11 protein-coding genes are annotated in these 13,295 nt (G+C 66.5%); 2 read left to right on the top strand and 9 right to left on the bottom strand.

From position 1 onward, the window contains the following. Nucleotides 1-8: 8 nt before the first annotated feature. The 6 genes from OKW40_RS06170 to OKW40_RS06145 all read right to left on the bottom strand — a co-directional run bounded on the left by OKW40_RS06170 (nt 9) and on the right by OKW40_RS06145 (nt 5,573). Nucleotides 9-968, bottom strand: a complete 960-nt coding sequence (locus tag OKW40_RS06170) for an alpha/beta hydrolase (RefSeq protein ID WP_184063535.1) — start codon at nt 966-968, stop codon at nt 9-11. A gap of 71 nt (nt 969-1,039) precedes the next feature. Beyond that, nucleotides 1,040-1,921: an SDR family oxidoreductase gene (locus OKW40_RS06165; RefSeq protein WP_429355509.1), complete on the bottom strand. Its 882-nt coding sequence runs from the start codon at nt 1,919-1,921 to the stop codon at nt 1,040-1,042. A gap of 52 nt (nt 1,922-1,973) precedes the next feature. Then, nucleotides 1,974-2,972: an NADP-dependent oxidoreductase gene (locus tag OKW40_RS06160; RefSeq protein WP_429488744.1), complete on the bottom strand. Its 999-nt coding sequence runs from the start codon at nt 2,970-2,972 to the stop codon at nt 1,974-1,976. 28 nt (nt 2,973-3,000) lie between these two features. Next, nucleotides 3,001-3,486, bottom strand: a complete 486-nt coding sequence (locus OKW40_RS06155) for a PaaI family thioesterase (protein ID WP_026225390.1) — start codon at nt 3,484-3,486, stop codon at nt 3,001-3,003. 64 nt (nt 3,487-3,550) lie between these two features. After that, on the bottom strand, nt 3,551-5,056 hold the full coding sequence (locus tag OKW40_RS06150; protein WP_429488742.1) for a PLP-dependent aminotransferase family protein: 1,506 nt from the start codon (nt 5,054-5,056) through the stop codon (nt 3,551-3,553). A 208-nt stretch (nt 5,057-5,264) separates the two neighbouring features. After that, complete coding sequence (locus OKW40_RS06145; protein WP_429488740.1) at nt 5,265-5,573, bottom strand: hypothetical protein; 309 nt, start codon at nt 5,571-5,573, stop codon at nt 5,265-5,267. A gap of 125 nt (nt 5,574-5,698) precedes the next feature. On the opposite strand from OKW40_RS06145, the gene OKW40_RS06140 reads away from it, so the two are divergent. After that, nucleotides 5,699-6,208 carry an LEA type 2 family protein gene (locus OKW40_RS06140; protein WP_429488738.1) on the top strand — a complete coding sequence of 170 codons (510 nt, stop codon included), beginning with the start codon at nt 5,699-5,701 and terminating at the stop codon, nt 6,206-6,208. Between the two features lie 20 nt (nt 6,209-6,228). Here OKW40_RS06140 and OKW40_RS06135 read toward each other — a convergent pair whose 3' ends face one another. The 3 genes from OKW40_RS06135 to OKW40_RS06125 all read right to left on the bottom strand — a co-directional run bounded on the left by OKW40_RS06135 (nt 6,229) and on the right by OKW40_RS06125 (nt 11,485). Further along, nucleotides 6,229-7,407, bottom strand: coding sequence for an acetyl-CoA C-acyltransferase (locus OKW40_RS06135; protein WP_429336422.1), 1,179 nt, complete (start codon nt 7,405-7,407; stop codon nt 6,229-6,231). Between the two features lie 147 nt (nt 7,408-7,554). Further along, nucleotides 7,555-9,645, bottom strand: a complete 2,091-nt coding sequence (locus OKW40_RS06130) for a 3-hydroxyacyl-CoA dehydrogenase NAD-binding domain-containing protein (RefSeq protein WP_429488736.1) — start codon at nt 9,643-9,645, stop codon at nt 7,555-7,557. A 142-nt stretch (nt 9,646-9,787) separates the two neighbouring features. Beyond that, nucleotides 9,788-11,485, bottom strand: a complete 1,698-nt coding sequence (locus OKW40_RS06125) for a 3-(methylthio)propionyl-CoA ligase (protein WP_429488734.1) — start codon at nt 11,483-11,485, stop codon at nt 9,788-9,790. Between the two features lie 155 nt (nt 11,486-11,640). On the opposite strand from OKW40_RS06125, the gene OKW40_RS06120 reads away from it, so the two are divergent. Then, nucleotides 11,641-13,197 carry a protein adenylyltransferase SelO gene (locus OKW40_RS06120; RefSeq protein ID WP_429488732.1) on the top strand — a complete coding sequence of 519 codons (1,557 nt, stop codon included), beginning with the start codon at nt 11,641-11,643 and terminating at the stop codon, nt 13,195-13,197. The last annotated feature ends 98 nt before the right edge of the window (nt 13,198-13,295 follow it).

The following is a 13,295-nucleotide window of genomic DNA, read 5'->3' as shown; positions in this document are numbered from 1 at the left end:
CACCGCCCTCACCCGATGCCGAATGCCGCGCGCAACGCCGCCGCGGCGTCCGCATGCGCCTGCGCGACTTCGGGCACGAAGCCGCCCATCTTGAAGAACTCGTGGATCATGCCGGCGTAGCGTTTGAGCGTGACCGGATTGCCGAGCGCACGGAGTTTCTCCGCATACGCATCGCCCTCGTCGCTGAGCGGATCGTATTCGGCGGTCGCGATCCACGCGGGCGCGACGCCGCGAAAATCCGGCGCACCGCGCTCGCCGTCGAGCGGCGCGAAACGCCAGTCGTCGCGATCGCCGCTATCTCGCACGTAGTGCTCGAAGAACCACTGGATCGTGTCGCCCGACAGCAGGAAGCCGTCGGCGAGGCGCGAGTGCGAGTCGGTCTGCTGATGGCCGGTCGTGCCCGGATAAATCAGCAATTGCAGCGCGAGCGCGAGGCCGGCGTCGCGCGCGAGCACCGCGCAAACCGTCGCGAGCGTGCCGCCCGCGCTATCGCCGCCCACCGCGAGCCGCGTGCCGTCGATGCCGAATTCGGCCGCGTGCGCGTGTAGCCAGCTGAGGGCGTCGAAGGCGTCGTCGACAGCGGTCGGAAACTTGTGCTCGGGCGCGAGCCGGTAATCGACCGACAGCACCGCGCACTGGCCGTCGCGCGCGAACATCCGGCACAGCGCATCGTGCGTATCGACGCTGCCGACCGTAAAGCCGCCGCCGTGGTAGTACACGAAGGCCGGCAGCGGCTCGGCCCAGCCCGGCTCGACCGGGAAGTAGAAGCGCGCGCGGATCGTCGCGCCGTCGCGCGTCGGCACGCGCAGATCTTCGACGGAGAACATCGGCGCGCTCGCGATCTCGAGGATCGGCGCGCTTTTCTCGTACGACGCGCGCGCCGCTTGCGCGCTCATCTGGTGGTACTGCGGGCGTTTGGCCCGCGCGATCATGTCGAGCACCTGCTCGATCGTGGGATTCAGCGGCATGGTTTCGGCAACGTGGTGCGCAGTGCGCCAAGGGTTGACAAAAGCCGGCGCACCGGCCGCGCAGCCGGCCGCTACTGCGCGTTCTTCACCTCAGGCTTCAGCGACATCGGATCGGACGGCTCGCGCAACTGCTCGATATCCTCGTGACGCAGCTTCACGGTCGCCATGATGCCCGGATGCGTGATGATATAGAAACGCCGCGCGGCGATCGCCTCGAACGCGATGTCGGCGACATCGTCGGCCGTGAGCTTGCCCGACTGCACCGCGCGCTGCAACTGCTTGCCGGCCGCGATCTGCGAGCGCGTCGGCCGGTCCGCGTTGCGCAACTCGTCGGGACGCGCGCGCTCGGCCTCCGCGATGCCGGTCGGCACGAAGGCGGGACACAGCAGCGAACAGCCGACCTCGCCGCCCGTGCCGGCCTGCGCGAGCTTCAGGTCGTGATACAGCGTCTCGGTCAGCGCCACCACCGCATGCTTCGACGCGTTGTAGATGCCCATTGCCGGCGGCGCCAGCAGCCCCGCCACCGACGCCGTATTGACGATATGCGCGGGCTCCTTCTGCGCGAGCATGATCGGCGCGAACGCGCGCACGCCGTGCGCGACACCCATCACGTTGACGCCGAACACCCACGACCAGTCGTTCGCCGAGCTTTCCCACAGGAAGCCGCCGGTGCCGACGCCCGCGTTGTTGAACAGCACGTGGACCTTGCCGAACGCGGCGAGCGCCGCCTGCGCGAGCGCCTCGACCTGCGCGGCGTTCGATACGTCGGTCGGCACGCCGATCGCCTCGGCGCCGGTTTCGCGCAAGGCGTCGACGGTTTGCGCGAGCTGGTCGGCGTTGACGTCCGCGAGTACGAGCTTCATGCCGAGCGCCGCGCCCTTGTGCGCGAACGCGCGGCCGAAGCCGCTGCCCGCGCCGGTGATCACCGCCACCTTGCCCGCGAATTCGAACATTCTGTGACTCCCTGGTTGAGCGGCGGCTTGCCGTTGCACGATGACGTCGCGCTCAGATCAGCTTGACCAGTTGCTTGCCGAAGTTACGGCCCTTCAGCAAGCCGATGAATGCCTCGGGCGCGGCTTCGAGCCCTTGCGCGATCGTCTCGCGATAGTGCAGCTTCTTCTGCGCGACGAGCGAGCCGAGTTGCTTGAGCGCCTCGGGCCACACGTCCATGTGTTCGCTGACGATGAAGCCCTGCACGAGCAGCCGCTGCGTCAGCATCAGCGACGGATGCTTGAGCGGCAGCGGCTGGCCGTCATAGCCCGCGATGAAGCCGCACAATGCGATGCGCCCGAACGCGTTCATGCGCGCGAGCGTCGCGTCGAGCACCTCGCCGCCGACGTTCTCGAAGCAGCCGTCGACACCGTCGGGCGTGACGGCCTTCAGGTCCTGGTACAGGTTACCGGCCTTGTAGTCGACGCACGCGTCGAAGCCGAGCGTCTCGACCACATAGCGGCACTTGTCCGCGCCGCCCGCGATGCCGACCGCGCGCGCGCCCGCCGCCTTCGCGAGCTGACCGACCACGCTGCCCACCGCGCCGCTCGCCGCGCTGACGACCACCGTCTCGCCGGCCTTCGGCGCGATGATGCGGTTCAGCCCGTACCATGCGGTGACGCCCGGCATGCCGACCGGCCCGAGATACGCCGACAGCGGCACATGCGTGTCGTCGACCTTCTGCATGCCCGTGCCATTGGAGGTGCCGTACTCCTGCCAGCCGAACATCGCGACGACCTTGTCGCCGACCGCGAACTTCGGATTCCTCGTCTCGACGACCTCGCCGACCGTGCCGCCGATCATCACTTCGTTCAGCGGCTGCGGCGCCGCGTATGACTTGCTGTCGTTCATGCGTCCGCGCATATACGGATCGAGCGACAGATAGTGGTTGCGCACCCGTACTTCGCCGTCGGCGAGCGGCGCGAGCGGCGTTTCGACGAGCTTGAAGTTATCGGGCGTGGCTTCGCCTTGGGGGCGCGAAACCAGCAGCAATTGGCGATTGATCTGGGCCATGCGGTCGTCTCCTTGGGTTGTTGGGTGCTCAGTCGCTCGGACCGGGCTTCGCCGCCGGGTCGCTGCGCAGACGCTGCCGCGTGACGTCGCGGCCCACCGCGAGGCGGCGCATGTATTTGAAGGTGCCGAGCGCTTTCGCGACGAAGTGGCCTTCGCTGTCGCGGATCTCGCCTTCGCAATAGGCCATCGTCGTCGAGCGATGCAGCACGCGGCCGGTCGCGCGCAACTCGCCGCGTCCCGGCTGCATGAAGTTGACCTTCATCTCGACGGTGACGACGCCGACGCCGTCGCCGGCGAGACTGCGCGCGGCCATCGCGAGCGCGACGTCGGCGAGCGTCATCGTGACGCCGCCATGCGCGACGTCCCACGTGTTCATATGATCGCGTTGCAACGGCAGCACGACTTCGCTGACGCCGTCGGCGGCCGACAATAACTGTGCGCCGAGACGGTCGATGAAGGGACTTTCGGGCAACGATGCATGGCCCGTTCTGGATGAGGTGGATGGATCGGTCATGGCTCAGATATCAGATTTCGTAGCCGACGGCGCGTGTCGAGCGTACGGCGGGAAATGATACCCGCTATCGCGTTGGCGCATGAGCTGCCATCCGTGCCGCGAGGCGCCCGAGTCTGCGCACCGCTTCGTCGGTCAGATCCAGATCCGCACTCGGACAGCTGAGCCGAATGAAGTGATCGAAACGCCCGGCGTTCGAAAATACCGTGCCCGGCATGATGCGAATACCGTCATGCAACGCGGCGTCGAATAAAGCCGACGACGATACGTGACGCGGCAATTCGATCCAGAAAAACATCCCGCCGCGCGGCGGCGTGAACCGCGTGCCGTCGGGAAACGATGCCGCCACCGCCGCGGCCATCCGCTCGCGCCGCAGTTGCAAGCTCTCGCGCAAACGCCGCAAATGGCGCTCGTATGCGCTCGTCTCCAGGAACCCGGCGAGCACGACTTGCGACAACTGCTCGTTGTGGCGCGACTGCGCGAACTTCAGCATACCGATGCGCGGATGCCACCGGCCGCCGTTGATCCAGCCGACGCGCATGCCAGGCGCCAGCGTCTTGTTGAACGATGTGCAATGGATCACGGTGCCATCGGTGTCCCACGCCTTCAGCGAGCGGGGCGGCGGCGCGGCATCGACGAGCTCGCGGTAGGGATCGTCCTCGATCAGCGCGATGCCGGCGCGCGCGCACAGTTCGACGAGTCTCGCCTTGTGCGCGTCGGGCATCACGCTGCCGAGCGGGTTTTGCAGATTCGGCACCACCACGACCGCCTTGATGTCGGGATGCGTGTGCAGCGCGAACGCCAGCGCCTCGATCGCGAGGCCGGTGCTCGGGCTGGTCGGAATTTCGAGCGCGCGCAGGCCGAGACTTTCGAGCGCCTGCAGCAAACCGAAGAAGCACGGCGATTCGACCGCGACCGTTTCGCCCGGCTGCGTCACCGCGCGCAACGCGAGGTTCATCGCTTCGACGCCGCCGTGCGTCATGATGATGTCGTCCGCGCCGATCTGGCTGCCGGCCTCGAGTGCGCGCCGGGCGATGATCGCGCGCAACGCCGGATCACCCTGATCGGGCCCGACGGCGGTCAGCAAGGTGGGCCGCCGACGCAACGCGCGCACCGCGGCCTTTTGCAACGCATCGGTCGGATAGAGATCGGGCGACGCGGTCGCGCCGCCGAGATTCAGCGCGTGCGGATAGCGCTGAAATTTCGACACGAGCGCCGAAATCTCCGAGTGAATGCCGACGAACTGCGCGGCGGCGCCGGGCTGCATCGCGAGATCGGGCTCGGCGGCGCAGGGCAACGCAGCCGTCGGCGGCACGCGCACGAAATAGCCGGCGCGCGGCCGCGCGTCGATCAGCGCGGCGCGTTCCAGTTCGCGATAGCTCTCGGTCGCCGTCGCGAGGCTCACGCCGTGGCGCTGCATGAACGCGCGCATCGACGGCATGCGGTCGCCCGGGCGCAGCGCGCCGTTGCCGATCGCGCGGCGGTATTGGTCGGCCAGTTGCCGGTAAAGCGGCTGGCGCTCGGCTGGCCGGTCCGTCGAGGGACCTTGCGGTGTGAAGAGGGGTTCGCTCATGAACCGATGGTGCGGATAGTCCGCGCGCGGCAACAGATACACATCGACGTGATTCGGACCGATACAGCGTGACGAAACGCACCACTGTACCGGTTCAGATTGTCGACAGCTGCGCCTGTTTTCATCCGGACGGATTCCCTAAGCTGTGTGACACGAAGACGGTTTAAAGGAATCGGTCATGCCTGTGCGTCCATACCACGATCGCTTGTTACCCGGTGCCGAACTGGATTGCACCGCGGCGTCGCATCTTGCCGCCGGTCAGATGGCCCTGCACGACTTGCGCGCCCGCAGTTCGATCATCGCGGTCGAAGGTGCATTGCAACTCGTCTTCCGCGATCATTCGCTGGCCTGGCTCGGCAACGACGCCCCGCTCACGTCGCTCACGTTGCACGAAGGCGAGCGGTTCATGACCTCGCAACGTGGCGTCGTGTCGATCCGCGCGACGCAGGCCGATCGCGCTGCGTTCATCGTGCTGCCTGCACACGCTGAACACAGCGCACGCGGTTTCGTTCTGCAAGCCGCTCGGCGTCTCGCTTGCGTCATGCGCACACGGTGGCGCGGCGCGCCGCCTGAAACGTCGCTGCGCGCGCCACGTGGCCCGTTACAATGCATGACCAACCCGCTTCGTTCGAGGTGCAGGTCATGTCATTCTTTCGCGCGCTGCTGCCGGGCCTGGTCTCACGGGTGTGGCGCCTGTTCGCCGCCGGCGTCGCTGTCACGCTGACACTCGCTGGCTGCGCGGGCCTGTTCGGCGCCGACCCGTTGCGCGTCAATGTGGCGGGCATCGAGCCGATCGCTGGCCAGGGCATGGAGATGCGCTTCAACGTCAAGCTGCGCGTGCAGAATCCCAACGACTCCGCGGTCAGCTTCAACGGCGTGTCGCTCGATCTGGAACTGAACGGCAAGCCGTTCGCCTCCGGCGTCAGCGACCAGAGCGGCACCGTGCCGCGCTTCGGTGAAACCGTCGTCACCGTGCCGCTGACCGTGCCGGCTTTCGCCGCGGTTCGTCAAGCCTTTGCGCTAGCCGGCGCCGCGCAGTCGGGACAGGTTCCGTACGTTCTGCGCGGCAAGCTCGCGGGTGGCGTGACCGGTACGACGCGATTCACCGATCAGGGGACGCTGAGCCTGCCGTCGTCGGACACGGGCTGGTAATGACGCCGGCCCACGCCCGCTCAAACCACTTCGAACAAACCCGCCGCGCCCTGCCCGCCGCCGATGCACATCGTCACGACGACGAACTTCACGCCGCGCCGCTTGCCTTCGATCAGCGCATGGCCGACGAGCCGCGCTCCCGACACGCCGTACGGATGGCCCACCGCGATAGCGCCGCCGTTCACGTTCAGGCGGTCGTGCGCAATGCCGAGCTGGTCAGCGCAATAGAGCACCTGCACCGCGAACGCTTCGTTCAGCTCCCACAGGCCGATGTCCTCGACCTTGAGGCCGGCCTTCTTCAACAGCTTCGGCACCGCGAACACCGGCCCGATGCCCATTTCGTCGGGCTCGCAGCCGGCCACCGCGAAGCCGCGGAAGATGCCGAGCGGCTGCAGCCCTTCGCGTTCGGCCAGCGTCGCGTTCATCACGACGCAAGCGGATGCGCCGTCCGAGAACTGGCTCGCATTGCCCGCGGTGACCACGCCGCCCGGCTGCGCGGTGCGAATCTTCGACACGCCTTCGAGCGTCGTGTCGGCGCGAATGCCTTCGTCGCTGCTGACTGTCACTTCCTTCGTGTAGAGACGGCCGCTGGCCTTGTCGGCGACGCCGGCGAGCACCGTCAACGGCACGATTTCGTCCTTGAATTTACCGGCTTCGAGCGCGGCCGCCGCGCGTTGCTGCGAGCGCACGCCGTATTCGTCCTGGCGTTCCTTCGAGATCGAGTAGCGCTTCGCGACGTTCTCGGCGGTCTGCAGCATCGACCAGTAGATTTCCGGCTTGTGCTCGGTGAGCCAGCCGTCGGTCATCATGTGGCGGTTCATCTCGTTCTGCACGCACGAGATCGACTCGACGCCACCCGCGACGTACACGTCGCCCTCGCCGGCGATCACGCGTTGCGACGCAAGCGCGATCGTCTGCAATCCCGACGAGCAGAAACGGTTCACGGTCATGCCCGGCACGCTGACCGGCAAGCCCGCGCGCAATGCGATCTGCCGCGCGATATTGCCGCCCGTCGCGCCTTCCGGATTCGCGCAACCCATGATCACGTCCTCGACGCGCGCCGGATCGAGCTTCGCGCGCTCGACCGCGGCCTGCGTCACGTGGCCGCCGAGCGTCGCGCCGTGCGTCATGTTGAAACCGCCGCGCCACGATTTGGCGAGACCCGTGCGGGCGGTGGATACGATTACGGCGTCAGTCATGCATGTCTCCAATTGCAGTGTCAAAAGTGGCGCGCCGGCTCACTGCCGTGCGTTCATAAGCGCATCACCGCGCCGCCTCTGTCGTTTGACGCGAGCGATGCGGAGGGAACCCGCACCGCTCAATTCGTGGGCTGAAGCCAGCCGCGCTCAGCCGTTGAACCCGCGACCTTCGGCCGCGAGCTTCGCGATGCTCGGCGCGAGCTTCCACGCGTCGCCGTTCGGCCACGCCGCATAGCGGCGAATCGCGCGCTCGACGTTGTAGAGCCCCACCGTGTCCGCGTACAGCATCGGGCCGCCGCGATGCAACGGGAAGCCGTAGCCGGTCAGATAGACCATGTCGATATCCGACGCCTTCGACGCGATGCCTTCCTCGAGAATCTTCGCGCCTTCGTTGACGAGCGCGAACACCAGACGCTCGACGATTTCCTCGTCGCTGATCTTGCGGCGCTCAGAGTGGGTTTCCTTCGAGTACTCGCCGATCATTTCGTTGACCACGCCCGAAGGGTATGCGGTGCGATCGCCCGCCTTGTAGTCGTACCAGCCGCCGCCGGTCTTCTGGCCGAAGCGGCCCATCTCGCACAGACGGTCGGCGATCTTCGAGTAGTGCATGTCGGGGTGTTCGAGATAGCGGCGCTTGCGGATCGCCCAGCCGATGTCGTTGCCGGCGAGGTCGCTCATGCGGAACGGCCCCATCGCGAAGCCGAACTTCTCGATGGCCTTGTCTACCTGCGCTGGCAACGCGCCCTCTTCGAGCAAGAAGAGCGCCTGACGAATGTATTGCTCGATCATCCGGTTGCCGATAAAGCCGTCGCACACGCCCGACACCACCGCGGTCTTCCTGATCTTCTTCGCGAGCTTCATCACGGTGGCGAGCACGTCTTTTGCGGTCTCCTTGCCACGCACGACTTCGAGCAGCTTCATCACGTTGGCCGGGCTGAAGAAGTGCATGCCGACCACATCCTGCGGACGTTTCGTGAACGCGGCGATCTTGTCGACGTCGAGCGTCGACGTGTTCGACGCGAGGATCGCACCGGGCTTCGCGACTTCATCGAGCCGGCGGAACACCTGCTCCTTCACGCCCAGCTCTTCGAACACGGCTTCGACGATCATGTCGGCGTGCTTCAGGTCGTCGTAGGAGAGCGTCGAGCTCAGCAGCGCGAGGCGCTGTTCCATCACCTCGGGCTTCAGCTTGCCTTTCCTGACGGTCGCCTCGTAGTTCTTGCGGATCGTCGCGAGACCGCGGTCGAGCGCTTCCTGCTTCGTTTCCAGCAGCGTGACCGGAATGCCCGCGTTCAGGAAGTTCATCGCGATGCCGCCGCCCATCGTGCCGGCGCCGATCACGGCCACCCGCTCGATGTCACGCACCGAAGTATCTGCCGGCACGTCGGGAATCTTGCTCGCCGCCCGCTCACCGAAGAACGCGTGACGCAGCGCGCGGCTCTCCGGCGTCTGCACGAGCGCGATGAAGCATTCGCGCTCGAATGCGAGGCCCTTGTCGAAGCCGTCCTTCACACCGGCTTCGACCGCGTCGATGCATTTATGCGGCGCCGGGAAGTTCTTCGCGATTGCCGCGACGCTATTGCGCGCGAACTGGATGAAACCGGCCGCATTCGGATGTTCGATCTTGCGCTCGCGCACCTTCGGATGCGGGCCGGCCGCGGCGCCGACCTTGCGCGCGAACGCGAGCGCGGCTTCGGCCAGTTCAGCGGGATTCGCGACGACTTCGTCGAACAGCCCCGAATCGGCGAGCTTTTCCGAGAGCACCGGCGCGCCCGACACGATCATGTTCAGCGACGCTTCCAGACCGATGGCGCGCGGCAGACGCTGCGTGCCGCCCGCGCCCGGCAGGATGCCGAGCTTCACTTCGGGCAGCGCGATCTGCGCGCCGGCCGCGGCGACGCGGTAATGCGCGCCGAGGGCAAGTTCGAGGCCGCCGCCCATCGCGACGCTGTGGATCGCCGCGACGACCGGCTTCGCGCTGCCTTCGACGGCCTTGATGACGGTCGCGAGCGTCGGCTCCTGGGTCGCCTTCGGCGTATTGAATTCGGTGATGTCGGCGCCGCCCGAAAAGGCCTTGCCCGCGCCCGTCAGCACGATGGCCTTGATGGCCGGATCGTTCTGCGCGCGCTCGAGCCCTTCGACGATACCCGCGCGCGTCGACAGACCGAGCCCATTGACGGGCGGATTGTTCAGCGTGAGGACGGCCACGCCGTCATGAGTTATGTAGTCCACTGCCATCTGCGTGCCTCCGTGCGATCCATGCATTGAGGCGGCGCATGATGCGCCGCCCGTCCGGTTCATCGAGCCTGCTTATGGTCAGACTTTTTCAAGCGACGGTTCCGGGTCAGCAGGCACGATACACCAAAAAAAGAACGAACGTTCAATTTATTCCAGAGTGGGGTTTCCCCTGGGACTCGGGGGTCAGCGGACAGCTGCGGCCGTCTTCGAGCGCGGACGGCAGCACGTGGTCGCGGAACAGATCGCGCAGCTTCAGCTTCTGCAGCTTGCCGGTCGCCGTGTGCGGCAGGTCGTCGACGAACACGACGTCGTCGGGGATCCACCATTTCGCGACCTTGCCGTCGTAGTGCGCGAGCAGTTCGTCGCGGGTGACGTCTTGCCCCGCGCGTTTGACGACGACGAGCAACGGGCGCTCGGTCCACTTCGGATGCGCGCACGCGATGCACGCGGCTTCCGCGACCGCCGGATGCGCGAGCGCGACGTTCTCGACGTCGATCGAGCTGATCCATTCGCCGCCCGACTTGATCACGTCCTTCGAGCGATCGGTGATGTGCAGGAAGCTGTCGGGGTCGATCGTCGCGACGTCGCCGGTTGGGAACCAGCCGTCGATGAGCGGCGAGTCTTCCTTGCGGAAATACCGGTCGATGACCCACGGCCCGCGCACGTGCAGATCGCCGAACGCGACGCCATCCCAAGGCAGCTCGCGGCCATCCTCGCCGACGATCTTCATGTCGACGCCGTAGATCGCATGACCCTGCTTTTCGAGCAGTTTGCGCTGATCGGCGAGCGGCCGCTGGCTCTGCTCCCAGGTCAGCTTCGACAAGGTACCGAGCGGCGACATCTCCGTCATGCCCCATGCATGGATCACCTGCACGCCGTAGTCGTCCTCGAGTATCCGCAGCATCGCGGGCGGACAGGCGGAACCGCCGATCACCGTGCGCTCGAGCGACGAAAACCTCGCGCCCGTTTCGCGCAGGTGGTTCAGCAGACCGAGCCACACGGTCGGCACGCCGGCCGAGAACGTGACGCGTTCGCTCTCCATCAGTTCGTACAGCGACTTGCCGTCGAGATCCTTGCCGGGGAACACGAGCTTCGCGCCGGTCAGCGGCCCCGCGTGCGCGAGGCCCCATGCGTTGACATGGAACATCGGCACGATGGGCAGCACCGAGTCGCGCGCCGACAGGTTCATTGCGTCGGGCAACGCCGCGCCGAACGCGTGCAGCACCGTCGAGCGATGGCTATACAGCGCGCCTTTCGGATTGCCGGTCGTGCCCGACGTATAGCAGAGATACGACGCCTGGCGCTCGTCGAGCGCGGGCCAGTTGAAGCGGCCGTCCAGCCCGTCCATCAGCGTTTCGTAGCACAGCACCGACGTTTGCATCGGCGGCCGATGCGCTTCATCGCATAGTGCGATCCAGCCGCGCACGCGCGGGCACTGCGGCGCGAGCGTGTCGACCAGCGCGGCGAACGTCGTGTCGAACAGCACGTACGCGTCGTCGGCATGATTGACGATGTAGGCGATCTGGTCGGGGAAAAGCCGCGGGTTGATCGTATGACACACGGCGCCGAACCCGGTGGTGCCGTAATACGCTTCGAGATGCCGGTAGCCGTTCCACGCGAGCGTCGCGACGCGTTCGCCCGGTTCGACACCGAGCGCGATGAGCGCCTGCGCGAGCTGCTTCGCGCGCTGCTCGCAATCGCGATAGGTGTAGCGATGCAGGTCGCCTTCGATGCGCCGCGACACGATCCCGGTGCTGCCGAAATGCCGCGCGGCATGCGCGAGCAACGATGACACGGTGAGCGGCACGTCCATCATCTGGCCCAGCAGCGGCGTCGTCATAAGGCGGGGTCTCCTCGGCTTGTTAGTGGGTCGATGGGTTGGCGCAAGATCGTGGCGGCGTCGAGCGCAGCAGCATGGTTCGAACGATGAAGGCGGCGGCCCAGCAGCGCCGCGGGCGCGGACTTACAATATCGGCTAATCCAGAGGCGCTCAACATGTCGTTTTCCCCAAGCTTTGCAGGGCTATCCGCAGCTTTGACGGATCTTTCCAACACACTCGCCACTCCCCCAGCCAACGCGTTCGCGCGGCTCGGCGGCACGTTCCTCACGCGCCTGCCCGCCGCGCCGCTCGACGCACCCTATCTCGTCGGCTTCTCGGCCGAGACCGCCGCGCGGCTCGGGATGCCCGAGGGCATCGAGCGCGATCCGGGCTTTATCGAGCTGTTCTGCGGCAACGCGACGCGCGACTGGCCGGCCGACACGCTGCCTTATGCGTCGGTGTACTCGGGGCATCAGTTCGGCGTGTGGGCCGGCCAGCTCGGCGACGGCCGCGCGCTCGGTCTGGGCGAGCTCGAACACGACGGCGAGCGCAACGAACTGCAGCTCAAAGGCGCGGGCCGCACGCCCTATTCGCGCATGGGCGACGGCCGCGCGGTGCTGCGCTCGTCGATCCGCGAATATCTGTGCTCGGAGGCGATGCATCATCTCGGCATTCCGACCACGCGCGCATTGTCCGTGATCGGCTCCGACCAGCCGGTGCGGCGCGAGACGATCGAAACCGCCGCGGTGGTCACGCGCGTCGCGCCGAGCTTCGTGCGCTTCGGCCACTTCGAGCACTTCTACGCGAACGATCGTGTCGACGCGTTGCGCGCGCTCGCCGATCACGTCATCGAGCGCTTCTATCCGCATTGCAAGGAGGCCGACGATCCGTATCTGGCGCTGCTCGCCGAGGCGGTGCGCTCCACCGCGGATCTGATGGTCGACTGGCAGGCGGTCGGTTTCTGTCACGGCGTGATGAATACCGACAACATGTCGATCCTGGGCCTGACGATCGACTACGGCCCGTTCGGTTTCATGGATGGCTTCGATGCCGGCCATATCTGCAATCACTCCGATACGCAGGGCCGCTACGCCTACCGGCTGCAGCCGCAAATCGCGTACTGGAACCTGTTCTGCCTCGCGCAGGGACTGCTGCCGTTGTTCGGCGAGAAGCACGACGAAAGCGTGCGCGCCGACAAGGCGGTCGAAGATGCGCAGCACGTGCTCGCCGGCTTCAAGGACCGTTTCGCGCCGGCGCTCGAAAACCGCATGCGCGCGAAGCTCGGCCTCGAACAGGCGCGCGACGGCGACGACGCGCTGGTCAACCGGCTGTTCGAAGTGATGCACGCGAACCGCGCCGATTTCACGCTGACGTTCCGCAATCTCGCGCGCCTGTCGAAACACGATGCGAGCGGCGACACGCCGGTGCGCGACCTGTTCCTCGATCGCGTCGCCTTCGACGCATGGGCGAACGACTATCGCGCGCGGCTCGCCGAAGAGTCACGCGACGACGTTGCGCGCGCCATTGCAATGAATCGCGTGAACCCCAAATTCGTACTTCGCAACCATCTGGCGGAAACGGCGATCCAACGCGCGAAGGAGAAGGATTTCTCCGAGGTGGAACGGCTCGCGGCCGTGTTGCGTCACCCGTTCGACGAGCAGCCCGAATACGCGTCGTATGCGGGCCTGCCGCCCGACTGGGCGAACTCACTGGAAGTGAGCTGTTCGTCATGACGCGCCGGCGCGGTTGAATCGCCACGGCCGTGCCTCCAGAAAATACCGGCACGAACCAGCACAAACCCGCGAGACAAACCCGAGACAGGAACCCGACC

The organism is Paraburkholderia sp. RAU6.4a (genome assembly GCF_050435625.1).
Taxonomy (GTDB): domain Bacteria; phylum Pseudomonadota; class Gammaproteobacteria; order Burkholderiales; family Burkholderiaceae; genus Paraburkholderia; species Paraburkholderia tuberum.
The sequence above is the reverse complement of the archived record's forward strand: the minus strand, read 5'-3'. Positions and strand labels throughout refer to the sequence as shown.